This is a genomic window from Terrabacter sp. BE26 (genome assembly GCF_041941675.1).
Lineage (GTDB): Bacteria > Actinomycetota > Actinomycetes > Actinomycetales > Dermatophilaceae > Terrabacter.
Genome location: NZ_CP090122.1, coordinates 1,128,023 through 1,150,922, shown reverse-complemented (window position 1 = coordinate 1,150,922; position 22,900 = coordinate 1,128,023). Strand labels below are relative to the sequence as shown.

General features: G+C 70.7%; 19 protein-coding genes, 1 tRNA gene and 1 riboswitch. Of the genes, 15 read left to right on the top strand and 5 right to left on the bottom strand.

Translation table 11 applies throughout. The annotated features are described in order from the left end of the window. Nucleotides 1-52 precede the first annotated feature (52 nt). The 5 genes from LQK93_RS05400 to LQK93_RS05380 all read left to right on the top strand — a co-directional run bounded on the left by LQK93_RS05400 (nt 53) and on the right by LQK93_RS05380 (nt 6,918). Nucleotides 53-1,387: an extracellular solute-binding protein gene (locus tag LQK93_RS05400; RefSeq protein ID WP_374970527.1), complete on the top strand. Its 1,335-nt coding sequence runs from the start codon at nt 53-55 to the stop codon at nt 1,385-1,387. Nucleotides 1,388-1,534: 147 nt separating this feature from the next. Next, entirely contained in the window at nt 1,535-3,079 is a 1,545-nt protein-coding gene (locus LQK93_RS05395) for an ABC transporter permease subunit (RefSeq protein ID WP_374970526.1), read from the top strand. Beyond that, the gene (locus LQK93_RS05390) at nt 3,079-4,020 is read left to right on the top strand and encodes a sugar ABC transporter permease (protein WP_374970525.1); all 942 of its coding nucleotides are present in this window, start codon (nt 3,079-3,081) and stop codon (nt 4,018-4,020) included. The genes LQK93_RS05395 and LQK93_RS05390 overlap by 1 nt, the downstream gene beginning before the upstream one ends. Further along, nucleotides 4,017-5,903 carry a glycoside hydrolase family 13 protein gene (locus tag LQK93_RS05385; RefSeq protein ID WP_374970524.1) on the top strand — a complete coding sequence of 629 codons (1,887 nt, stop codon included), beginning with the start codon at nt 4,017-4,019 and terminating at the stop codon, nt 5,901-5,903. Before LQK93_RS05390 ends, LQK93_RS05385 begins: the two co-directional genes overlap by 4 nt. Nucleotide 5,904: 1 nt before the next feature. Next, nucleotides 5,905-6,918: a LacI family DNA-binding transcriptional regulator gene (locus LQK93_RS05380; RefSeq protein ID WP_374970523.1), complete on the top strand. Its 1,014-nt coding sequence runs from the start codon at nt 5,905-5,907 to the stop codon at nt 6,916-6,918. An 88-nt stretch (nt 6,919-7,006) separates the two neighbouring features. On the opposite strand, the gene otsB is transcribed toward LQK93_RS05380, so the two are convergent. Together otsB and LQK93_RS05370 are read right to left on the bottom strand one after the other, a co-directional pair. Further along, entirely contained in the window at nt 7,007-7,810 is an 804-nt protein-coding gene (gene otsB, locus LQK93_RS05375; RefSeq protein WP_374970522.1) for a trehalose-phosphatase, read from the bottom strand. Further along, nucleotides 7,807-9,360, bottom strand: a complete 1,554-nt coding sequence (locus LQK93_RS05370; protein WP_374970521.1) for a trehalose-6-phosphate synthase — start codon at nt 9,358-9,360, stop codon at nt 7,807-7,809. Before LQK93_RS05370 ends, otsB begins: the two co-directional genes overlap by 4 nt. A gap of 200 nt (nt 9,361-9,560) precedes the next feature. Here LQK93_RS05370 and LQK93_RS05365 point away from each other — a divergent pair, with 200 nt between their 5' ends. The 5 genes from LQK93_RS05365 to LQK93_RS05345 all read left to right on the top strand — a co-directional run bounded on the left by LQK93_RS05365 (nt 9,561) and on the right by LQK93_RS05345 (nt 14,313). Continuing rightward, nucleotides 9,561-9,992, top strand: a complete 432-nt coding sequence (locus LQK93_RS05365; protein WP_343991212.1) for a CBS domain-containing protein — start codon at nt 9,561-9,563, stop codon at nt 9,990-9,992. 94 nt (nt 9,993-10,086) lie between these two features. Further along, entirely contained in the window at nt 10,087-11,913 is a 1,827-nt protein-coding gene (locus tag LQK93_RS05360) for a serine/threonine-protein kinase (protein WP_374970520.1), read from the top strand. Nucleotides 11,914-12,253: 340 nt separating this feature from the next. Further along, nucleotides 12,254-12,462: riboswitch (cyclic di-AMP (ydaO/yuaA leader) on the top strand. A gap of 6 nt (nt 12,463-12,468) precedes the next feature. Further along, on the top strand, nt 12,469-13,158 hold the full coding sequence (locus LQK93_RS05355; RefSeq protein WP_374970519.1) for a transglycosylase family protein: 690 nt from the start codon (nt 12,469-12,471) through the stop codon (nt 13,156-13,158). 178 nt (nt 13,159-13,336) lie between these two features. Next, nucleotides 13,337-13,409: transfer RNA gene (locus tag LQK93_RS05350), tRNA-Thr, on the top strand. Between the two features lie 151 nt (nt 13,410-13,560). Beyond that, nucleotides 13,561-14,313, top strand: coding sequence for a hypothetical protein (locus LQK93_RS05345; protein WP_374970518.1), 753 nt, complete (start codon nt 13,561-13,563; stop codon nt 14,311-14,313). A 336-nt stretch (nt 14,314-14,649) separates the two neighbouring features. On the opposite strand, the gene LQK93_RS05340 is transcribed toward LQK93_RS05345, so the two are convergent. After that, nucleotides 14,650-15,717, bottom strand: coding sequence for an NADH:flavin oxidoreductase/NADH oxidase (locus LQK93_RS05340; protein WP_374970517.1), 1,068 nt, complete (start codon nt 15,715-15,717; stop codon nt 14,650-14,652). 459 nt (nt 15,718-16,176) lie between these two features. Between LQK93_RS05340 and LQK93_RS05335 the strand changes: the two genes are divergently transcribed. From LQK93_RS05335 to LQK93_RS05325, 3 genes are all read left to right on the top strand, one after another. Then, entirely contained in the window at nt 16,177-16,935 is a 759-nt protein-coding gene (locus LQK93_RS05335) for a type 1 glutamine amidotransferase domain-containing protein (protein WP_374970516.1), read from the top strand. A gap of 143 nt (nt 16,936-17,078) precedes the next feature. Then, a complete protein-coding gene (locus LQK93_RS05330; protein WP_374970515.1) occupies nt 17,079-18,251 on the top strand; it encodes a glycosyltransferase family 4 protein in 1,173 nt (390 codons plus the stop codon). Continuing rightward, nucleotides 18,248-19,141, top strand: coding sequence for a DMT family transporter (locus tag LQK93_RS05325; protein WP_374970514.1), 894 nt, complete (start codon nt 18,248-18,250; stop codon nt 19,139-19,141). Before LQK93_RS05330 ends, LQK93_RS05325 begins: the two co-directional genes overlap by 4 nt. Nucleotides 19,142-19,228: 87 nt before the next feature. On the opposite strand, the gene LQK93_RS05320 is transcribed toward LQK93_RS05325, so the two are convergent. Continuing rightward, entirely contained in the window at nt 19,229-19,633 is a 405-nt protein-coding gene (locus LQK93_RS05320; protein WP_374970513.1) for a hypothetical protein, read from the bottom strand. Next, complete coding sequence (locus LQK93_RS05315) at nt 19,630-20,418, bottom strand: hypothetical protein (RefSeq protein ID WP_374970512.1); 789 nt, start codon at nt 20,416-20,418, stop codon at nt 19,630-19,632. The genes LQK93_RS05320 and LQK93_RS05315 overlap by 4 nt, the downstream gene beginning before the upstream one ends. A 350-nt stretch (nt 20,419-20,768) precedes the next feature. Here LQK93_RS05315 and LQK93_RS05310 point away from each other — a divergent pair, with 350 nt between their 5' ends. Both LQK93_RS05310 and LQK93_RS05305 read left to right on the top strand, forming a co-directional pair. Beyond that, nucleotides 20,769-21,479: a LamG-like jellyroll fold domain-containing protein gene (locus LQK93_RS05310; protein WP_374970511.1), complete on the top strand. Its 711-nt coding sequence runs from the start codon at nt 20,769-20,771 to the stop codon at nt 21,477-21,479. Between the two features lie 348 nt (nt 21,480-21,827). Next, entirely contained in the window at nt 21,828-22,889 is a 1,062-nt protein-coding gene (locus tag LQK93_RS05305; protein ID WP_374970510.1) for a hydrogenase expression protein HypE, read from the top strand. Nucleotides 22,890-22,900: the final 11 nt, after the last annotated feature.

Here is a 22,900-nt window from a genome sequence, read left to right as displayed (position 1 = left end):
ACCTTTCGGGCACCGGTGGCGGCGTGTGCCACCTGGCTTCAAAGGAGAATCCATGCACAAGCGTGCGCTCGGCGCTGCTGCCGTCACGGGTGTTGCCGCCCTGGCCCTCAGCGCCTGCGGTGGGTCCAGCCCCACCACCCCGTCCAACACGGCCGCCGGTACCGGCGCCGGCACGAGCAAGGCAGCCGCCACGACGACCGGCACCCCCGAGACGCCGAGCGGCACCGCGGCTCCCGTCCGTGACGCCAACGTCGACCTGGTCATCTGGACCGACGCGGACCGCTCGAAGGCCGTGCAGAAGTACGCGGACCAGTTCGCCCAGGAGAACGGCGTCACGGTCAAGGTCCAGATCTCGACCGACGTCCGCGCGCAGTTCAAGGACGCGACGAAGGTGGGCAAGGGCCCCGACGTCATCGTCGGCGCACACGACTGGCTGGGCGAGCTCGTCCAGAACTCGACCGTCGCCCCCGTGAGCCTCAGCTCCGACGTCGCCGCGAAGTTCCTGCCGAGCGCCATCGCCGCCACGAAGTTCAACGGCCAGTCCTACGGCGTGCCCTACGCCGTCGAGAACATCGGCCTGATGTACAACAAGGACCTCGTTCCCAACCCGCCGAAGACCATGGACGAGCTCGTCGCCACGGGCCAGAAGCTGGTCAAGGAGGGCAAGGCCAAGCAGGTCCTGTCCCAGTTCGTCTCCAAGGTCGGCAACGCGTACTTCGCCTACCCGTACCTCTCGGCGTTCCCCGACGGTGGCATCTTCGGCACCAAGGGCAACGGCGACTACGACCCCGGCAAGCTGATCGTCAACAGCGCCGGCTCCGTCAAGGGTGGCGACGTCCTGGCCAAGCTCGGCCAGGAGAAGGTCCTGTCGACCAACGTCGACGACACGAACCAGGACGCGCTCTTCGACACGAAGGCCGCGCCGTTCATGATCTCCGGTCCGTGGAGCGTCGCGAAGGCCAAGGAGGCGGGCATCAACTACGGCATCGCCCCGCTGCCGAGCATCGCCGGCGGCGGCCAGATGAAGCCGTTCCTCGGTGTCCAGATGTTCTACGTCTCGAGCAAGGCCAAGAACGCCACCCTCGCGCAGGAGTTCGTCACGAACTACATCCCGCGCAAGGACGTCCAGCTCGCCCTCTTCCAGGTCGGCCAGCGTCCGCCGGCCCTCAAGGAGGCCTACGACCAGGTCGCCGCCACCGACCCCGACGTCAAGGCGTGGTACGAGGCCGGTGTCGACGGCAAGCCGATGCCGAACATCCCCGCGATGAACTCGGTCTGGGGCCCCTTCGGTCAGGCCACGGCCGACATCATCGCCGGCAAGACGGGCGCCAAGGAGCGCCTCGACGCCGCCGCCAAGGAGATCGCGGCCAACATCGCGAAGGGCTGAGGCCCTTCGGTCGACCAGAGGTTCCGGGACCCGCCGTGACGGCGGGTCCCGGGGCCCGGCCCGCAGGGGCCATCAGGGGGCTCCTCGAGGGCTCCCCTTCGTGTATCTACGGCAACGGCGCCGGCCCGGCGAAAAAGGACGTGTGACATGACCAAGCCCATCGCGCTGGCGATCAAGTGGGTGCTCATCCTGGTGGTGATGGCCGGCATCCTGTGGATCGCCACCCAGCTCGCCGCGGCCGGGAACACGATGGCCGTCGTCATCGCGGGACTCGTGGGGATGGCGATCCTCGCGGTCTACGCGACGCGGCGCTCCGTCCCGCTGAAGTACCTCGTGCCGGGCCTGCTCTTCATGGCCCTCTTCCAGCTGTGGCCGGTGCTCTACACCGCGAACCTCTCGCTGACGAACTACGGCGACGGGCACCTCTACAGCAAGGAGGACTCCGTCAAGGACATCGTCGCGCAGTCGGTGCGCGAGGTGCCCGACACGCCGCGCTACAAGATGTCGATCGCGACCAAGGGTGGCGCCGACCCGGCCACGGGCGACCTGGTCCTGCTGCTGACCAAGCCGGACGGCTCGATGTACGTCGGTGACAAGTCGGGCCTGCAGCCGCTGTCCGGCACCGGCGTCGAGAAGACGTCGCTGGGCAAGATCACCAAGGCGCCGGACTACACCGTCCTCACTGCCCGCCAGGCGAACCAGCGCAGCAAGGACCTCTCGACGATCGCCGTGCCCACGAGCGACGGCGGCGGCATCAAGCCCGTCGGCCTGTCCGAGGCCTACGAGGGACGCTCCACGGTCAAGTACGACGCTGCGACGGACAAGCTGACCGACAGCTCCACCACGCCGCCCACCGTCTATGCGCCGAAGGACGCGCGCTGGGTCAACGTCGCCGACCCGAGCCAGTCCTTCCCGCAGGGGTGGAAGGAGAACGTCGGCCTCGCGAACTACAGCCGGATCTTCACCGACTCGACGATCCGCGACGGCTTCATCGGCATCTTCATCTGGAACGTCGTGTTCGCGGTCGTCTCGGTGCTCTCGACCTTCCTGCTCGGCATGCTGATCGCGCTGCTCTTCAACGACCCGAGGCTGCGCGGCAAGGGCATCTACCGGTCCCTGCTGATCCTCCCGTACGCGCTCCCGGGCTTCGTGACGGCGCTGGTCTGGAAGGGCATGTTCAACCAGGACTACGGCATCATCAACCAGACCCTCGGCCTCGGCATCGACTGGCTCGGCACGCCGTTCGGCGCCAAGGCCGCGATCCTCATCACGAACCTCTGGCTCGGCTTCCCCTACATGTTCATCGTGTGCACCGGAGCCCTGCAGTCCATCCCGCAGGACGTGCGCGAGGCTGCCACGATCGACGGCGCCAACGCGTTCCGGACGCTGCGCTCGATCATCATGCCGCTGCTGCTGGTGGCCGTCGGGCCGCTGCTGCTGGCCTCGTTCGCCTTCAACTTCAACAACTTCGGGCTGATCTACCTGCTCACCAAGGGCGGCCCGTTCAACGGCCAGGACACCAGCATCGGCTCGAGCGACCTGCTCATCACGTATGCGTACCGCCTGGCCTTCTCGGGCAGCGCGCCCAACTACGGCTTCGCCGCCGCCGTCTCCGTCGTCATCTTCCTGCTCGTGGCGCTGATGAGCATCCCGGGCTTCCGTCGCACCAAGGCTCTCGAGGAGGTCAACTGATGTCGACCCTGAACGCTCCCGTGCCGGCAGGCGCCACGCTCGAGGCCCCGAACGAGCCGACACCCGCTCCCACTCCCGCCTCGCCTCGGCGCAAGGGACTCGGCGGCTCGGTCTGGTGGCGCCACGCCCTGGGCGTCGTGGCCCTGATGTGGGCACTGTTCCCGATCCTCTTCATCTACTCCGCGGCGACCAACCCGAGTGGCACGCTCAACACCGCGAGCCTGTGGCCGTCGGGCTTCTCTACGAAGAACTTCACGGACCTGTTCAACGACAGCTCCCGGCCGTTCTGGACCTGGTACAAGAACTCGATGATCATCTCGTTCGTCGGGGCGCTCGCGGCGGTCTTCCTCGGTGCGCTCGCGGCCTTCGCCTTCTCGCGCCTGCGGTTCAAGGGCCGCCGCCCCGGGATGATGGCGCTGCTGCTCACGACGTTCTTCCCGGCGCTGCTGGCCATCGTCGCGACCTACATCATCTTCGCGGCCATCGGTGATGCGCTGCCCGCCATCGGCCTCAACACCACCACCGGCCTGATCCTCGCCTACCTCGGCGGTGCGCTCGGCGCGAACGTGTGGCTGCTCAAGGGCTACTTCGACACGGTGCCGCGAGAGCTCGACGAGGCGGCGATCGTCGACGGCGCCAGCCACGTGCGGATCTTCTTCACGATGACGCTGCGCCTGGTCATGCCGATCCTCGTGACGGTCTTCATGCTCGTCTTCGTCGGCCTCTACGGCGAGTTCATGCTGGCCAGTGTCTTCCTCACCGACGTCGACCAGCAGACGCTCGGCGTCGGCCTCTACGGCATGACCCTGGGCAACGACGCGAACACCCTCTTCGGGCGGTTCACGGCCGGTGCCCTGCTCGGCTCGATCCCCGTCATGCTGCTCTACCTGGCCTTCCAGAAGCAGCTCGTCGGCGGCCTCACCACAGGATCGGTCAAGTGACCCCTGCCCCGGCCTGCCGGCAGACCTGGCTCAGCCAGCCGCACCACGACGGGTCGGGGCGGTACGTCTCCAACCAGACGCCCCGCCTCGGCGACGCGGTCGACGTGCTCGTCCGGGTCCCGCTCGAGGCCCAGGTCGACGCCGTGCACGTGCGCACCGCCCCCGACGGCGAGGCGACGTTCGCGGCCGCACGCAAGGTGCGCACCACGGCCGTCGACGACTGGTGGCGCGTGACGCTGACCTGCCACAACCCCGTCACGAACTACCGGTTCCTGCTGACCGGCGGACCCACGAAGTACGCCTGGCTGAACGGCACCGGCGTGCACCACCGGGACGTGCCCGACGCGAGCGACTTCCGCCTCGTCGCGCACGACGCGCCGCCGCCCGCGTGGGCACAGGGTGCCGTCGTCTACCAGATCTTCCCGGACCGCTTCGCCCGGTCCTCGGGCGCCGAGAAGCGCCAGGCGCCCGACTGGGCCATCCCCGCGCAGTGGTCAGACCCCGTCGACATCAGTCCCAAGGGCGTCGCGCACCAGCTCTACGGCGGCGACCTCGACGGCATCACCGAGCACCTCGACCACCTCGTGGACCTCGGCGTGGACGTCGTCTACATGACCCCGTTCTTCCCGGCCCGCTCCAACCACCGCTACGACGCCTCGTCCTTCGAGGAGATCGACCCGCTCCTCGGTGGCGCCCCGGCCCTGCGTCGGCTCACGAAGGCCGCGCACGATCGCGGCCTGAAGGTCATGGGCGACTTCACGACCAACCACACCGGCAACGCGCACGAGTGGTTCGTCGCCGCCACCGGGCCGGGGGGCAAGAGCCGGCCCGAGCGCGACTACTACATCTGGGAGGACGGCACCTACGTCGCCTGGCTGGGCGTGCCCTCCCTCCCGAAGCTCAACCACCTCAACGCCGCCCTGCGCCGGCGGATCTTCGAGGACCCCAAGGGGGTCGTACGCAAGTGGCTGGGGCGCTCGGGCGGCCTCGACGGGTGGCGGGTCGACGTCGCCAACATGACGGGCCGCTGGCGCGACACCGACGTCAACCACGACGTGGCCCGCCAGATGCGCGACGTCATGGGCCGGGTCGCGCCCGACGCCCTGCTGGTCGGCGAGCACTTCCACGACTACACCCCCGACATGCCGGGCGACGGCTGGCACGGGGTGATGAACTACGCCGGGTTCTGCAAGCCTGCCTGGACGTGGCTGCGGCAGGAGCCGAAGAACCCCCGCTTCCTGGGCGCCCCGGTGCCGCTGCCGCTGCTCGAGGCGGGAGCGGTCGTCGACACGATGCGCGACTTCACCTCGCGCATCTCCTGGCAGTCGCTGGTCCACTCGTTCAACCTCGTCGGGTCGCACGACGTGCCGCGCATCCGCACGCTCGTCGGAGCCGACGCCGTGGAGGCTGCCGCGGGCCTGCTCTTCACCTTCCCCTCGATGCCGATGCTGACGTACGGCGACGAGATCGGCATGGAGGGCACCTTCGGGGAGGACGGACGTCGTCCCATGCCGTGGGACGAGAACGCTTGGGACGCCGACACGCTCGCCGTCTACCGCGGCCTCATCGGCGCACGCAGGCACTCGGCCGCCCTGCGCCACGGTGGCCTGCGCTGGGTGCACGCCGAGGGTGACGCCATGGTCTTCCTCCGGGAGACGCTCGACGAGGTCGCCCTCGTCCACGTGGCCCGGGCGGCCCACGAGCCGGTCGTCCTCGAGACCGCCCACCTCGCCGGCATCGAGTCGGGTTCTGCGCTCTACGGACCCGCGCCCAAGGTGGGCAGACGTGCTGTCACACTGAACGCGTCGGGCCCGGGCGTTCGCATCTTCACGTGGCGCCCCACGGACAACGGTCCACGGCACGTGCGACGGAGGGGGAGGTGACGTGAAGGCACGTCTGCGGGACATCGCCGAACAGGCGAGCGTGTCCGAAGCCACGGTGTCCAGGGTGCTCAACGGCAAGCCGGGCGTCGCCGAGTCGACGCGCCAGGCCGTGCTGACCGCGCTCGACGTCCTGGGCTACGACCGGCCGAGTCGCCTGCGGCGAAAGAGCGCCGGGCTCGTCGGCCTGATCGTGCCCGAGCTCACCAACCCGATCTTCCCGGCCTTCGCCCAGATCATTGAGAACTCCCTGGCCCAGAACGGCTACACGCCGGTGCTGTGCACCCAGGTCGCGGGGGGAGTGCACGAGGACGACTACGTCCAGATGCTGCTCGAGCGCGGGGTCGCCGGGATCATCTTCATCTCCGGGTTGCACGCCGACACCACCAGCAAGCCGGACCGCTACATCGCGCTCCGTGAGCGCAACCTGCCGCTCGTCCTCGTCAACGGCTACATCGATGGGGTCGACGCGCCCTTCATCAGCAACGACGACGTCGCCTCGATGGGCCTGGCCCTCGAGCACCTGGTGAGCCTCGGCCACCGCGAGATCGGCCTCGCGGTCGGACCCGACCGCTACGTCCCCGTCATCCGCAAGATCGCCGGCTTCCGGCACTCGATGCAGGAGCTGACCGGTCGCTCCGACGTCGACGACCTCATCGAGCGCTCGCTCTTCACCGTCGAGGGCGGCGCGACCGCGGCCGGTCGCCTGCTCGACCGGGGAGCGACGGCCGTGGTGTGCGGGTCGGACCTGATGGCTCTCGGGGCCATCCGCGAGGCGCGCAAGCGCGGCCTCAACGTGCCCCGGGACTTCTCGGTGGTCGGCTACGACGACTCGACGCTCATCGCGTTCACCGACCCGCCGCTGACGACCGTGCGCCAGAGCGTCAACGCGATGAGCGCGGCCACGGTGCGGGCGCTGCTCGACGAGATCGCCGGACAGCCGTCTCCGCGCGCGGAGTACGTCTTCCGGCCCGAGCTGGTCGTCCGCGGCTCGACGGGTGCGGTGCGACGCCACTGACACGCGTGGTCGGGAGGGCGGCATACCGGCGCGCTGCCGGCCCCGGCCTCATGGCCGAGGGCGTATGCCGGGTGGCCCGCGTCGTGCGTCAGCTCGCGGGGTGCGTGGCGGCGCAGGCCTCGTACAGCTGCGTCAGGAGCTCGGCCACGGCCGGCTCGTCGTCGAGGCGGTAGCGGGCCGCGGTCGAGCCGGTGCCGACCTTGATGGTGACGTCGTCGGGGCGACGCATCCGGGTGAAGGCGTCCTCGTCGGTGACGTCGTCGCCGAGGTAGACCCGGGCGGCGGCGCCGACGTGGCGGCCGAGAGCGGTCACCGCCGAGCCCTTGTCGGCGTGGGAGACCGACAGCTCGAGCACCGACTTGCCCTTGAGCACCTTCACGCCCGGGTGGTCGAGCGCGACGCGGCGGGCGTCGGCGATCGCGGCGTCGCCGGTCTCGCGCGGGATCCCGCGCACGTGGACGACGACGGCCGCCGGCTTGTGCTCGACGTGCGCCTCGGGGTGGTGCTCCTCGACGAGCGCCTCGATGTCGGAGCGCAGCTCGGCGAGCGTCACCTCGTCGTCGGGGGTCACGGCCGCGGCCTCCATCGCCTCGCGGACGGCCCCGCTCGAGGACTCGGCGCCGTGGCTGCCGATGAGCACGACCGGCTCCTCCTCACGGATCCCGGTGAGGGTGCGCAGGGTCTCGAGGTCCCTGCCGGAGACGACGGCCACGTGCACGTCGGGCAGGGCCGCAAGCGCACGGAGGGTGTCGATGGTGCCCGGCAGCGGGGTCGCCTGCATCGGGTCCGCGACCAGTGGTGCGAGCACCCCGTCGTAGTCGGTGGCGACGAGCAGGGTCGGCGCGGACGCGGCACGGGCCACCGCGTCGGCGAGCGGCTCCTGGTCCTTCACGACCGGGCCCACTCGGTGTCGGTGTCGGCGTCGGTGTCGGTGGTGGTGTCGCCGTCGGTCGTGCCGTCGGCCTGGGGCTCGGGCATGCGCGGCGTCTCCTCCGCGTGCGGGACCGGCCGCTGGCGCGGCTCGGGCGCGGGCAGCTCGGGCGCCGCGGCGAGGGCCGCGAGGTAGCGGGCCGCCCAGCGCTGCACGTCGTGGTCGGACACCCGGCGGCGCAGCGCCTTCATGATGCGCTGCTTGTCCTTGTCAGGCGTGTTGATGGCGCGCAGGATCGTCTGCTTGAGGCCTTCGATGTCGTGGGGGTTGCACGCGAACGCCTGGTGCAGCTCGTGCCAGGCGCCGGCGAACTCCGAGAGCACCAGCGCCCCGCCGAGGTCGTAGCGGCAGGTGACGTACTCCTTGGCGACGAGGTTCATGCCGTCACGCAGGGGCGTCACCAGCATGACGTCGGCCGCCAGGAAGAGCGCCGCCATCTCCTCACGGGGGTAGGAGTGGTGCAGGTAGTGCACGGCCGGCGCACCGATCTTGCCGAGCTCGCCGTTGATCCGCCCGACCGTCTGCTCGATCTCGGAGCGCAGGATGCGGTAGGCGTCGACGCGCTCGCGGCTCGGGGTGGCGACCTGCACGAGCGTGACCTCGGGCGGCCCGATGCGTCGCTCGCCCAGCAGCTCCTCGTACGCCTTGAGCCGGTGCCGGATGCCCTTGGTGTAGTCGAGGCGGTCGACCCCGAGCATGAGCACCTCGGGGTTGCCTAGGCTCTCCCGGATCTCCTTGGCCCGGGCCTTCACCTCGGGCCGCCTGGCGAGCTCCTCGAGACCCTTGAAGTCGACGGAGATCGGGATCGCGGCCGCGCGCACCTGGCGGTTCTCGCCCTCCACCGTGACGCGGTCACGCCTGGTCTGGGCGCCGAGGAGCTGACGGCACGCGCGGATGAAGTTGCGGGCGTCGGCCTGGCGCTGGAACCCGAGGAAGTCGGCCCCGAGCAGACCACCCAGCAGCTGGGTGCGCCACGGCAGCTGCGCGAAGAGCTCGACGGGCGGGAAGGGGATGTGGTTGAACCACCCGATCCGCACGTCGGGGCGCAGCCTACGCACCAGTGCCGGGACGAGCTGGAGCTGGTAGTCCTGCACCCAGACGGTGGCGCCCTCGGCGGCCACCTCGGCCACGGCCTCGGCGAAACGCTGGTTGACCCGCTGGTAGCTCGACCACCACTCGCGGTGGAAGCTCGCCGGCACGATGACGTCGTGGTAGATCGGCCACAGCGTGTCGTTGGAGAAGCCCTCGTAGTAGTCCCGCACCTCCTCGGCTGACAGCGGAACGGGGTGCAGGTAGATGCCGTCCTCCTCGAACGGCTCGGGGGCCTCGCCCGCATCGCCGGCCCAGCCGACCCAGGCGCCCGGCTGGGTGCGCATCACCGACTCCATGGCCGTGACGAGCCCGCCGGGGCTGCGGCGCCACTCCACCTCGCCGTCGTCGGTCACGATCTTGTCGACCGGCAGACGGTTCGCGGCGATGACGAGGTCGTAGGTCGGCCGGTCGGTCGACACGCAATCAGCTCCCTGACTCGAGGACGGTCGGCGCCACGCAGCCCGCCGGCTCCGGCCCGCGACGCGAGGTGACGCCATCGGTCTCACTCTAACGACGGATGACTGGCGTCCGGTGCGGTGCGGCTCTAGGGTCGAGTCAGGGCATCTCCGGCGGGGGGATGGGCCGCCGGAGGCGCGTCGCACAAGGTGAAGGAGTCGCCGTGAAGATTTCGGACGTGCTGCGCAACAAGGGCACTGAGGTCGTCACCATCAAGCCGGGTGAGACGGTCTCCACGCTGCTGGCCCTGCTGGCCGAGCACCGCATCGGTGCGGTCGTCGTGAGCACCGACGGGGCGACCGTGGAGGGGATCGTCAGCGAGCGCGACGTCGTGCGCCACCTGCATGCGACGGGCACCAGCGTGCTCGACGGTCCCGTCTCCCAGATCATGACGAGCGACGTCACGACCGGCTCGGCCGACGACAACATCGCCGACCTCGCCGGCACGATGACCGAGGAGCGGGTGCGGCACGTGCCCATCGTGGGCGCGGACGGCAAGCTGGCCGCCATCGTGTCGATCGGCGACATCGTCAAGCACCGCCTCTCCGAGCTGCAGTCCGAGCGCGACCAGCTGCGCGACTACATCAGCCACTGACGGCGCGGGCGGGCCGCGCCGGTGACTTCGGGGACTTCGGGGCGCGCTGTGGCGGCGTTGATGGCGAAGGGCCCCGGTCGCATACCGTAGGGACATGACTGCGTACGACCGGACCGCGCGGGTGCCGAGCCCCCGGCCCGGCACGCGTACCGGCACGCGCACCGGCGCCGTGCCCGCGGGAGGCGGGTCCTCGCGGGCGGGCACGCTCGAGCGCATCGGGCCCTACCGGCTCATCGAGGAGATCGGCGAGGGCGGCATGGGCGTGGTCCACCTCGCCCTCGACCCCCGTGGTCGGGCCGTGGCCGTCAAGGTGCTGCGCTCGCACGTCGCGCACGACGCCGACGCGCGCCAGCGCCTGGCCCGTGAGGTCGACACGCTCTCGCGCATCCGCGACGCCCGGGTCGCCACGGTCATCGACGCGGACGTCATGGCCCCGCGTCCCTACATCGTCACCCGCTACGTCCCCGGACCGGCGCTCGACGAGGTCGTCGAGGACCACGGCGCGATGGCTCCGGCCGACCTGCTGCGACTCGCGCGGGGCATCGCCGAGGCGATCCGCTCCATCCACGCCTGCGGGGTCGTGCACCGCGACATCAAGCCCGGCAACGTCCTCATCGAGGACGGCGACCCGGTGCTCATCGACTTCGGCATCGCCCACCTGCAGGACGACGTGCGCCACACCGTGGGCGGCCTCGTCATGGGCACCCCGGGCTACCTGTCGCCCGAGCTCGTCGAGGGCGCCGCCATCACCGACGCCACCGACTGGTGGGGCTGGGCCGCCACGATCACGTATGCCGCGTCGGGCCGCCCGCCGTTCGGGCGCGGTCGCATGGACGCCGTGCTCGCCCGCGTCCGCGCAGGCGAGGTGGACCTCGACGGGGTCGACCCGCGCCTCGTCCCCCTCCTGCGGGCCTCCCTGTCGCCCGACCCTCGACTGCGTCCGCATGCCGACGAGGTCATCGCCGCCCTGGAGCTCTACGCCGCCGGGCAGGCTGCCACCGTGCCGAGCCCGAGCGGCCGGCTCTGGGACGACGGGCGGTCGGGAGCGATGCCCGGTGACACACAGACGGTGGCGGGCGGGAGCACCGCGGTCATGCCGCCGGTCGCGCCCACCGCCGTCCAGCCCGTCGCGCAGCCACCCGCAGCCTCAGCGCCCCTCGTCGAGGAGCCGGGGCGGTGGGCTCCGCCTGCCGGACGCCGGCGGGTCGCCGCCCCGCCACCGCCGGCCCGCGAGCCGCACTGGGACGACCCCGCGCCGCCGGGGGAGTGGGACGGCGACTGGGACGATGACGACTGGGAGGAGCGGGAGCCGGTCCAGCGCGAAGGCGACCCGCGCATCGGGCTCCCGATGCGCACCGGAGTGCTCGCGACCGTCGCGGTGGCCTGGGTCGGCGCGTTGATGGCGTGGCCCGGCATCGCCCTCGTGGCGGTCGCCGCGCTGTCGGCGCTGGCCCGCGCCACCGACCGCTCGGTGACGGCGCTCGTCCTTCGCCGCTACGACTACGGCCGACGACGGAGCGACGTGCCCTTCGCCGTCGTGTCCAGCCCGTGGCACCTCGTCGTCGGCGCGGTGGCCACGGTGGTCGGCCTGCTGCTGCCGGTGGCGGTCGGGCTCGCCGGTGTCTTCGCGACGGCCCTGATGCTGAGCGGTACGCGGGGCAGCGACCTCGGCCCCGGCGCACCCCCGACCCTGGCCGTCGGCGGCCTGCTCGGCCTCCTGACCCTGTGGTGGGGCCCCGGCGGCGCCTCGCTCCGCCGCGGGTCGCGCTCGATGGCCCGCCGTCTGGTCCCCGCCGGGCTGACCAGCCAGGTCGTTTCCGGCGTCCTCGCCGTGTTCGGGGTGGTGGCCGCGGTTGCGGCACTGCGGCACGGCGTGAGCTTCACCTGGAATCCCTTCAGCGCCAGCCCGTTCGGCCGCTGACGCGGCGAGGCATCAAGCGTGGGAAGGGAGCCGCGCGCGGTGCGTATGCGGCGTGGGAGCCCGGCCACGGCGCATACGCCGGCTGTGCCGTTGGTGTGGGAGCGCGGTGAGGTCTGTGTGGGCTTAGCGCATCGGCGTTGAACAGCGGGTCGAGAAAAGATCACGAAATTGTCTCGACGTGGCTTGTGCGACGTTGAAACCTCACGTACCGTCAGTGCTCGGCGGCACCCCGACCTCAGGGTCGGGAGGGGGGATCCACACGCGTTCCTGCTCCGCTTCGTCGCGTCCGGCTCCACCCGTGCGCTCTCCACAACTTCACATGGACACCCACATAATCCGTTCCCTGCGTGCGCCGAGCCTCGCCAGCCAGGGATGTAGCCCACACCCGTGGGCCGGGCGAGGACGGGGGACCCAGTGCGGCCAGAGCGCCACTCGTGCAAGGAGGCACGAGTGACGAGGACTGGCCTGGGGGTGAAGTCGCTTCTGCGACAGGGCACCTGACGCCCGAACCCGACAGCTAACCCCGCAGGCGCGCGTCAGGAAGGAATCACCACCATGCAGTACCTGTCCAAGCACGCTGCGGCGAAGAAGATCTCTGTGAAGCAGCGCCTTGCCGGCGTCGGCATCGCGGGAGCAGCCACCATCGTCGGCGGCCTCGCCACAGCGGGATCGGCCAAGGCGTCCTCCGTCTGGGACGCGGTCGCCGCGTGCGAGTCGGGTGGCAACTGGCACATCAACACCGGCAACGGCTTCTACGGCGGCCTGCAGTTCACGCCGAGCACGTGGCGCGGCTACGGCGGCGGCGCCTACGCCCCGCGTGCCGACCTCGCGTCGCGTGAGGCGCAGATCGCGGTCGCGCAGCGCGTCCTCGCCGGCCAGGGCCCCGGCGCCTGGCCCGTGTGCTCCGTGCGCGCCGGCCTGAGCCGCGGCAACGGCGGCGCCACCTCGAGCTCGATCACGGTCTCGCGTTCGACCGAGCGGGCCCCGGTGACGACGAAGAAGGTCACGACCTACCGGTCCACGACCAAGAAGTCCGTCAGCAAGAAGAAGACGTACGCCGTCCGCCCGGTCGTGCGCAACACGGCGCGCGGCGCGCAGATCACCGTCCGCAGCGGCGACACGCTCGGCGAGCTCGCCCAGCGCTACCACGTGGCCGGCGGCTGGAAGACCCTCTGGAAGGCGAACGGGGCCCGGGTCACCAACCCCAACCTCATCTTCGTCGGCCAGGTTCTGCGTCTTCCCTGATCGACTGGTACAACTGAGCCGGACGGCCTCGCGCGACCAACCCCTGGGTTGCGCGGGGCCGTCCTTCTCTGTCCCGGCCCTCACGCGCTGACGGGCCGTCCCGGGGCTGTCCGTTTGCACGTATGCGGGCGGGCTCCGTTACGCTTTCGCCCGTCCACGGCACTCGCGTCGCGGGCGTGCTGGCGTGGCGCAATCGGTAGCGCACCTGTCTTGTAAACAGGGGGTTAGGGGTTCGAGTCCCCTCGCCAGCTCCCTACACCAGCTCCCTACACCAGCTCTCTGCTCGACTCGAGCGATAGCGCCCCAGACCTGCGGTTACGCGGCTGTGAAGCCGGTGGCGGGGTTCACCCGGGTCGCTCACCACGCTGTGTGAGCAGTAGCTCGCACCGTTACGTTGGCGCTGTGCCTCGCTACTCGCAGATGAAACCCAACTCCTACGTCGTTGCCACGCCGGAGGAGGGGGCCCGGTTCGGGAAGGCTCGGTCCACGAATCGCAGCCCTGGACCGTCGGGCGTCGCACGTGCGCTGAGGCCTTTCGGCTATCTGTGCGTGGCCACGGTGTGGACGGCGTTGAGTGTGGTGTCGCTGCTCCTTCCGGCCGCTCTGCCGTTCGGACTGTGGAGTTCCAACCCAAGGTTCAGTTCGAAGCAGTTCATCGCCGAGGGCGACATCGTGCCCGTGCTGCTTTTCCTCATCTTCGCTGTGGCCGTGCTTGTGCCGCTGCTCGGATATGCGTACGTCGCGCTACCCCTGGCGTGCTTGCCCTTGGCCGTCCTCGCGTGGACGTACGTGGCGAGAAGCTTGTCGCCCGGCTACAGGCGCCAGCGGCTCTCGTGCACTCGCTGGTCGCGAGAGCTCATCGGTGCCCCGAACATGCCTCCGGTGGCGATGTCGCTGCTGCCGGTCCGGCAGACCACATGGACCCGCGCATGGACAGTGCTGATGGGGATGGGGTGGCGGCCCAGTTGGGACGTGCTGGTTGCCGGAATGCCTGTCGGGCTTGCCTCCTTCGTTGTGTCCGGCTGGGCGTTCTGGCCGATGGGGGAGGCCAGCCGGCTGGCCTGGGCGGTCGGGACGGCATTCCTCGTCGTGGCGACCGTTCTGCTGGTGGGGCGCAGCTACAGATCACAGGCATCGCGGCAGCGCTTCACCTGACAGGGGGCGGCGACCGTCACCGCAGACAGCCTCCAAGGTCAGGGCAGGCCCGCAACGAGGTCCAGCGGGCGCACGCAACGGGGGCCTGTGGCGCGTCAGCACCCCGCTCGTGCCTGCGTCGAATCCGACGTGGAGGTAGACAGCGCCTCACTGCCTGCCCTGGCGAGGCACTGTGTCGCAACGACACTGCGCCACCTGGCGAAGGCGCGTACTCCGCAGCAGGCGCTTCGGTCGTCGCAAGAGGCGCCTCCGGTTCGCCCACGTCGCGCGTGAGTGGGCGCTCTCGACTTCGACTCGCACGTGCTCGTGATGGAGCTCGCCGGTGCTTCGACGCCCTCAGCGGCGCCACCTGCCCCGCTGGTACTGCGGCGGCCAAGGCACCTGGTCGCCCAGCACGTGTGCGGCCCAGAGCGGCCACGTCGGGTTGCGCAGCACCTCGCGGGCGAGCATGATCGCGTCGGCCGACCGGTCGACCAGGATCTGGTCGGCCTGCTCCGGGGCCGTTATCAGCCCCACCGCGGAGACCGGCAGCCCGGCGCCCTCCCGGACGGCCCGGGCGAACGGCACCTGATAGCCGGGCTCCACCTCGATCCGCGCACCCGGCACCAGCCCTCCGCTGGTCACGTCGACCAGGTCGACGCCGTGTCCGACGAGCCGGCGGGAGACGTCCACGGTCTCCTCGACGTCCCAGCCGCCGTCGACCCAGTCCGTGGCGGACAACCGTACGAACAGCGGCCGATCCTGCGGCCAGACGGCGCGCACCGCGTCGGTGACCTGCACGAGGAAGCGACTGCGCCCGTCGAGGTCGCCGCCGTACTCGTCGGTGCGGTGATTGGACAGGGGCGAAAGGAACTGATGCAGAAGGTAGCCGTGTGCCGCGTGGATCTCCGCGACCTCGTAGCCGGCGGCCAGCGCCCGCTGCGCGCCGGCCCGGAACGCCTCGACGAGGCCGCGAATCTCGTCGGCGCCGAGCTCCGCGGGTTCGGGCCAGTCGCCGAACGCCACCGGCGAGGGAGCCACCGTCTCCCAGCCACCCGAGGCGGCCTCGACGTACTCGTCACCCTCCCAGGGCGGCTGGGTGGACGCCTTGCGTCCCGCGTGCGAGAGCTGGATCCCCACCACCGCGCCCTGCCCGCGCACGAAGGAGGTGATCCGCTCGTAGGCCTGAGCCTGGCCGTCCTCCCAGATGCCCGCGTCACTGGGGGTGATCCGCCCCTCGGGCACGACCGCCGTGGCCTCCTGCATGACCAGACCAGCCCCGCCCCGGGCCAACGAGCCCAGGTGGACCAGATGCCAGTCCTGCGGGTAGCCGCCCACCGAGCTGTACTGGCACATCGGCGCCACCCAGGCGCGGTTCCGGAACGAGGTGCCCCGCAACTTCAACTCTGCGAACAGACGGCTCATGGCGCTCTCTCCTGACCCCAGCAGCGATCCGGAAACGTGCCTGGTCTCGCACCGTCCCGTGGCCGGCCTCACTCCAGCCAGCGTAGCCCGGGGGTGATTCGCGCTCGACGTGCCGACCGCGCCCCTGACCTTCCCCGGTTGGGCGCGAGCTGCAGGTCAAGCCACGCCCGATCGCTCATGACGCGGGCCGGAGCAAACCTTCCCCCAGCGGTTGATCACGTTGTCGCGAAGGTGTCCGACCACGTACTCGCTCGTCTTCCCAGAGCGCGGGCTGACGCCGGGGCCCGGGGACAGTGGCAGGCCAGGGCCCACCGGGAGCGCGTCCGAGCCGGGCGATCCAGATAGCGCGGAACCCGGTGTGCCGCAGGGGCGCTCACACCCCGACGGGCCGGTCCCACCCCGTCTGGGTGTGGGAAGCCGGGCGCGGCTACGCGTGGAGACGACACACCGGAGGTGGGCATGCCGAGCAGACGCACCCTCAAGGGCCGCCGGATCGCGGTTCTCGCTGCCGACGGATTCGAGAAGGTCGAGCTGACCATGCCCGTGCGCGGTCTGCGGGCGGAGGGCGCGCAGGTCGACGTGGTGTCCCTGCGGCGAGGACGCATTCGCGGCCTGAACCTGAACCTGCCGGCCAAGCGCGTGCGCGTCGACAGGACCGTCGAGCAGGCCGGCGTTGGCGACTACGACGGCCTCCTGGTGCCGGGAGGTTTCATCAACCCGGATCTGCTGCGCCAGTCGGCACTGGCGCGTGCACTGGTCCGCGAGTTCGTCGAGAGCGGCAAGCCGGTCGTCACCCTGTGCCACGGGCCGTGGGTGCTCGCGTCGGCCGGGGTCCTCCAGGGCCGCACCGTCACGTCCTGGGCGGGCATCAGGGACGACGTGGTGAACGCCGGCGCGACGTGGCTCGACCAGGAGGTCGTGCGCGAGGGAAACCTGACCACCAGCAGGGGACCTCAGGACATGGCCGCGTTCGTACCCGCCAGGCTTGATGCCTTCGCCGCCGGTCCGCACGCGGCGACGACCACCCCGGCTCCGCGGTCAGACCCCCAGCGCAGCAGGCCGCCGGACCTCGTGACGGCAGCTACACGGTGGTCGCCGAAGCCGTCGACCGTCGCCCTGGCCGGGGTCGCCCTGGCGGCGGTGGCGAGGCGGAGCGCCTGGCGTGCCGGGGAACGCGTCCACATGACGACGCCGAGGCGGCTGTGGCCGGCCCGGTGAGGTGAGGAGGTGGCTGGACGGCAGGCCGCCTCTCCAACTGCAGGTTTACCCGAACCGCCACATAGTGGAGGTTTAGGCTGCACCACTATGTCCACACGCCCCCTCCCCACGCGCCGTGCCGGCTCTCGCGAACCTGATCCGCGGTGAGAATCGCCCACGTCACCGACTTCTACCTCCCGCGGCTCGGCGGGATAGAGACGCATGTCGCTGAGCTGGCCGAGCTGCAGCGGTCACTTGGGCACGAGGTGCACGTCGTCACGAGCACGCCGGGCGCGGTGAACCGCAGCGTGCATCGGGTCACCGACACGCTGCCGCGGCCGGGCGCGCTGCACCCGCTGGCCGTGCGTGAGGGCCTGAGGACCCTGCGTGAGCTCGATGTCGACGTCGTGCACGCCCATCTGGGGGTCGCCTCGCCGCTGGCCTTCTTCCTCGCCCGGGACGCGGCACGGCTCGGGACCGCGACGACCGTGACGGTGCACTCGATGTGGGCCGGCGTGGCGCCCATCATGGCGACGATGGATGCAGTCGGCGGCTGGTCCTCGCTGCCCATCGTCTGGAGCGCGGTGAGCGGCGCTGCCGCAGACACCGTGCGCCGCCACCTCCCGCCAGACCGTCCCATCCGCATCCTCTCCAACGGGATCGACCAGGACCGGTGGCGATCCCCGGCACCGGCCGAGCCTTCCGGCGAGCTCGTGCTCGCGTCCGTCATGCGGCTGGCCCGCCGCAAGCGCCCCCTCGCCCTGCTGCGCATCGTGCACCGGGCGCAGCAGGCGCTCGAGCGCCTCGGCGACGAGACCCGGCTGCGACTGCTCGTCGCTGGAGACGGTCCCAGGCTGAGGGCGATGGAGAGTCACCTCCGGCGCACCGCCACGACCGCCGGCGTCACGCTGCTGGGGCGCCTCGAGCGCGACGAGGTGCACCGCCTCCTGGCCACGGCCCATGTCTTCCTCGCACCGGCCGACCTCGAGTCCTTCGGCATCGCCGCCCTCGAGGCCCGATGCACCGGGGTGCCCGTCGTCGCGAAGTCGAGCGGCGGGGTGCGTGAGTTCGTCCGGCACGGGCGGGAGGGCCTCCTCTGCGGCTCGGACGACGAGATGGTCGACGCCATCGTCCGCCTCGCCCGGGAGCCCGAGCTGCGGCGGCGCATCGCCGAGCACAACCGCACGAGCGACTGCCTGGTGACCTGGGGCCGCGTCCTACAGGCCACCGAGGCGGCCTACGAGTCGGCCGTCACCCTGCAGCACGCGGCGGGTGCGGCCCGGCGGAGTGCGCTCGAGCGCCCGGCCCCAACCGCCTCCGAGGGGGCTGGGGCATGAGTCTTCCCGGCATACTCGCCCTGGCCGTCGGGTCGGCCGCCTTCTTCTCGCTGGCGACGGCGCTCAAGCACCGCAGCGCCGGACAGGTGCCCCACGTGCAGCACTTCCGGGCGGCGGACCTGCGCGACTTCGCCGTCGAGACGGTCCGACATCCCCTGTGGCTGCTCGGGATCCTGGCCGACGTGGGCGGGCTCGCGCTGCAGGTTGCTGCCTTGCACCTGGGCGGCCTCACCGTCGTCCAGCCGGTCCTGGTCGTCGCCGTGCTCTTCGCTCTCATCCTCGGGCACAGGATCGCGGGGACGAGAATCACGAGGCGCGAGCTCGTCCTCGGCGGTGTGCTGGTGGTCTCCGTTGCGGGCTTCCTCGTCGCGTCGGGCGCGGTGACGGCCACGGCCGGCCGGGCCGACCGCCTGCCGGCGGTGATTGCGGCAGCGGCGTCGGTCGCCGTGGTCGTCGGTTGCGTGCTGACCGCGCGGCGGGCGATGCGTCGCAAGCTCGCCTCGAAGCGGGCAGCGGGCCTGCTGGGTGTCGCCGTCGGCACGATCTATGCCGGGACGGCGGCGCTGATGAAGACGTGCGCCGGGGTCCTCTCACACGGGCCCGGGGCCCTGCTGGGCAGCTGGCCGCTGTATGCGCTCATCGCGTCCGGGGCCATCGGGGTGTTCCTCGCCCAGATGGCCTTCCAGGCGGGTCCGCTGACGTCCAGTCTGCCCGCGACGGCGACGACCGACCCGCTCGTCAGCGTCGCCCTCGGCGTCGCGATCTTCGACGAACAGCTGCGCGGCGGCGTTCTCCCGGTGCTGCTGTCCGTGGCCTGCCTCGTCGTCATGTCGTCCGCCGTGGTCCTGCTCACCAGGGTCAAGGTGGCCGTGGACACGGCCGCCCGCTGAGCCCGCCGCCGGACCCGCCCGCTGAGGGTACCGTGGTTCACTCGGCACCCAGACCGGCACGTCCGTCGACGAACTTCCGTGGCGTGCTCAGGCCTTCGGACACCCGGTCTTGCTGACTGCGGCGAGCTGGTCGACGAGGGCGGGGGACACGACGAGTGAGTCGTGCCATGACTTCCACTCCTGATGGCTCAGGCCTGCGGCCTCGAGTCGCTTGGCGAGGTCTGCGTCGATGTCCGCCTCCTTCGCAAAGCTCTTCGTGCCGACGGCGCACTGGCGCTCGACCTCGACCTGCGCGATCTGGCGTGTTCGGGCATCGGCCGGAACGTCGGCTCGGACGGTGCTCACGGAGGCCGACGTGGTGCCCGGGCCAGCCACGCCGGAGGTGGCCCCGCACGCTGCGAAGGTGCCGACGAGCAGAATCGCACCGAAGGCGGGAACGATGTGACGGCCTGCCCAGCCGAGGTTGGAGGGGGTCTGCACGTCGGTCCTCACGGCACGACCAGAGTCAGGTTCGACGTCTGAGTTCGAGCGGCCGCCGCGGTGTAGTTGACGAGCACGGGAACGGTGTACCTGCCGGGCTTCAGGTCGGTTGCGATGAAGCGCACCCCGACGTAGTCCGAACTGCCGCCGACGAGGGTTGTGTCGTCGTTGAGTCCAGTGGAGGAGCGGTCGCCGGGGTAGGCCACTTCGAGCCCAGGGGGCAGCGTGCCGAGGCGCACCGTGAAGCCTGCCAGGTCGGTTTGGCCGCCGCTGAAGATGATGCGCTGGAACGCGTTGCTCCCCGGCTTGACGGTGAGTGTCGTGGTCTGTTGGTTGAAGTCAGCACCCGTGGCCGGCTGGACGGGCACGGTGACGGTGGCCGTCGTCGAGAACGCCTTGCGGTTGTTGCCGTTGCCGTTGGAGTCGCTGCTCCCCGCGCCGACGGTGTAGATGGAGGTGAGCACGACCTTGAAGCTGCTTGTCTGGGTGTAGGGGACCTTGAGCTTGAAGGACGTGAAGTCTCTCGTCGAGCCGACGAGCGTGTCCGAGCCGTAGAGCGAGGTGTCCGACCCGCCCCTCGTGCTCGGGTAGGTGACGGTGATGCCGGCGGGGGCCTGGACCGTCGTCGACCAGTCGCGCACTGTGGTGTCCGAGGTCCAGACGACCGAGAGCCAGCCCGACTGGCCTGGGGACAGCGGGGCGGTCGTGCTCGTCACGGCATGCGTGTTGCTCTTGTCCGCGTCGGACGGGGCGAGGGCGAGGGCCGGTGCCGCGGAGAGGACCAGTCCCGCGGCCACGAATGCGACGGCACTGGACCGGCTGCCCCGGCGGGGTGCGCTGACGCGGGGGCCAGTCCTGGGGCGCCGGTGAGCGAGCATGGTGATCCTTGGCGAGTCGAGGGGGCTTCTTCCCTTTTGCCCTGATCTTAGGGACGGATGTCGCCGAAGGCAGGCGGATCGACATTTCCGACATTCTGGCCGTCTCGCAGCCCGCGCCGGAGCCTGAGCGAAAAGGTCCGCCTTGCCGTGAAATGGGCCCACAGGGGCATCCCTGGCGGCTACCGTTCACTTGGGACATGGGGTGGATGCAGCGCGGGCGTGTAGGTCAGGGGCGCACGCCGGGCGTCGTCGGAGGCCGGGGGACAATCATGAAACGCATCCTGCTCTTGGGTGTCGGAGCGAGCACACTGACAGTTGGACTCGCTGCGGCTCCGGTCGGTGCTGCCGCGGTGGCGGCCTCCGGACCAGCCACAGTGGCGCTATGGCACCTGGATGAGCCGTCCGGCGCGACCACCGCGGTGGACAGCTCGGGACGGGGCCACAACGGTGCGATCGGCGCGAGCGTCCTGGTCGGTGTCCCCGGCCAGTTTGGCTCGGCGTACGAGTTCCCCGGTCCGGACGCGAAGGTCACTGTGCCGACCGCCGACGACTTGAACCCGTACCTCTCGCCGCTGACGCTCTCCGCCTACCTCTCGGTACCCAGCAGCCTGGCCGGTGGCGACTACAACGTCGTGCAGAAGGGCCAGGCCACCGCAGTCGGAGGCGCGTACAAGCTCGAGATCGTCGGCAACGCCGGATCGAGCAAGTTCGGGTACCCGGACTGCGCGTTCAACTCACCCGGGGGATACAAGAACCGGGTCTACGGGCCCAAGCGGATCAACGACGGTGCTTGGCACCAGGTCGAATGTCACCTCACCGCTACCCAGGTCTACGTCACCGTAGACGGAAGGTCCGGTCCCGTAGCGGCTCGCACCGTGGGGAGCATCGCCAACTCAGTCGCGCTCACGATCGGCGGGAAGCCCAACAACACCCATTACTACCAAGGGCGCGCCGACGAGGTGTCCATCAGCGTCGGCTGACCGAACCCGTGCGGATCGGGCACCAGCGCTCCGCAACGAGGCAATGCCGGATGCCCTTCGGTGACGTCGATCGCCGAGGCGGCGTCCGCTCCAGGGTTCGCACCGTCACCAGATCGACGTCCCACTTCTCGAGGCCCGGGCCAGCGAGCCCGGCCCGCCGCGTCCCGTCCGGTCCTGACGCGGACCGGCCCTTCGCCGAATCCCCGGATCGCCGACTCCACGATTGCCTCGAAGATGAGGCGGCCAAGCGGCTGACCACGGGTCGGGATGTGCGCAGGATGACGGAAGAGGCGTTGACAGCCGCAACCGGGCGGAACCACGGGCGGAACCACGGGAGGCGATGGGCCGATGACGAGCGTTGCTGAGCCCGAGACGCGGGCGGACGAGGGCGTGGTGCACATCCTCTGGATGAACGGTGGGCTCAGCTGCGACGGGGACTCCGTGGCGCTGACCGCTGCGACCCAACCGAGCATCGAGGAGATCGTCCTCGGGGCGCTGCCGGGACTTCCGAAGATCGCCGTGCACTGGCCGCTGATCGACTTCGAGTGCGGGCCGGAGCAGGGCGCGGACACGTTCATCGAGTGGTGGCACAAGGCCGATCGTGGTGAGCTCGAGCCGTTCGTGCTGGTCGTCGAGGGGTCGATCCCGAACGAGGCGATCAAGGACGAGGGGTACTGGTGCGGGTTCGGCAACAACCCGAGCACCGGGCAGCCGATGACCACCTCGGAGTGGCTGGACCGGCTGGCACCGAAGGCCACCGCCCTGATCGCCGTCGGCACCTGCGCGACGTACGGGGGCATCCACGCGATGGCCGGCAACCCGACCGGGGCGATGGGGGTGCCCGACTACCTCGGGTGGGACTGGAAGTCCAAGGCCGGCCTGCCCATCGTGTGCGTGCCCGGCTGTCCTATCCACCCCGACAACCTCTCCGAGACCATCACCTACCTGCTCTACCAAGTCGCCGGGCAGGCCCCGATGATCCCGCTCGACGAGGCGCTGCGGCCCCGGTGGCTCTTCGGCGCCACCGTGCACGAGGGCTGCGACCGGGCCGGCTACTACGAGCAGGGCGACTTCGCCACCGAGTACGGCTCGCAGAAGTGCATCGTCAAACTGGGCTGCTGGGGCCCGGTCGTGAAGTGCAACGTCCCCAAGCGTGGCTGGATCAACGGAGTCGGCGGCTGCCCCAACGTCGGCGGCATCTGCATCGGCTGCACGATGCCCGGCTTCCCCGACAAGTTCATGCCCTTCATGGACGAGCCGCCCGGTGCCAAGCTCTCCACGAGGGGCAGCACCATCTACGGGAAGGCCGTGAAACGGCTCCGCGGGCTGACCGTGGACACCCTGGACAAGGAGCCGCGCTGGCGCGCCAAGGGCCGCGAGCTCAGGACCGGCTTCACCAAGACCTGGTGAGGAGACGACCG

What these genes read in the sequence shown, in the direction of transcription:
- LQK93_RS05305 (WP_374970510.1), top strand. Translation starts at nt 21,828, where the DNA reads ATGACGAGCGTTGCTGAGCCCGAGACGCGGGCGGACGAGGGCGTGGTG.
- LQK93_RS05395 (WP_374970526.1), top strand. Translation starts at nt 1,535, where the DNA reads ATGACCAAGCCCATCGCGCTGGCGATCAAGTGGGTGCTCATCCTGGTG.
- LQK93_RS05340 (WP_374970517.1), bottom strand. Translation starts at nt 15,717, where the DNA reads ATGAGCCGTCTGTTCGCAGAGTTGAAGTTGCGGGGCACCTCGTTCCGG.
- LQK93_RS05325 (WP_374970514.1), top strand. Translation starts at nt 18,248, where the DNA reads ATGAGTCTTCCCGGCATACTCGCCCTGGCCGTCGGGTCGGCCGCCTTC.
- LQK93_RS05400 (WP_374970527.1), top strand. Translation starts at nt 53, where the DNA reads ATGCACAAGCGTGCGCTCGGCGCTGCTGCCGTCACGGGTGTTGCCGCC.
- LQK93_RS05310 (WP_374970511.1), top strand. Translation starts at nt 20,769, where the DNA reads ATGAAACGCATCCTGCTCTTGGGTGTCGGAGCGAGCACACTGACAGTT.
- LQK93_RS05355 (WP_374970519.1), top strand. Translation starts at nt 12,469, where the DNA reads ATGCAGTACCTGTCCAAGCACGCTGCGGCGAAGAAGATCTCTGTGAAG.
- LQK93_RS05335 (WP_374970516.1), top strand. Translation starts at nt 16,177, where the DNA reads ATGCCGAGCAGACGCACCCTCAAGGGCCGCCGGATCGCGGTTCTCGCT.
- LQK93_RS05360 (WP_374970520.1), top strand. Translation starts at nt 10,087, where the DNA reads ATGACTGCGTACGACCGGACCGCGCGGGTGCCGAGCCCCCGGCCCGGC.
- LQK93_RS05390 (WP_374970525.1), top strand. Translation starts at nt 3,079, where the DNA reads ATGTCGACCCTGAACGCTCCCGTGCCGGCAGGCGCCACGCTCGAGGCC.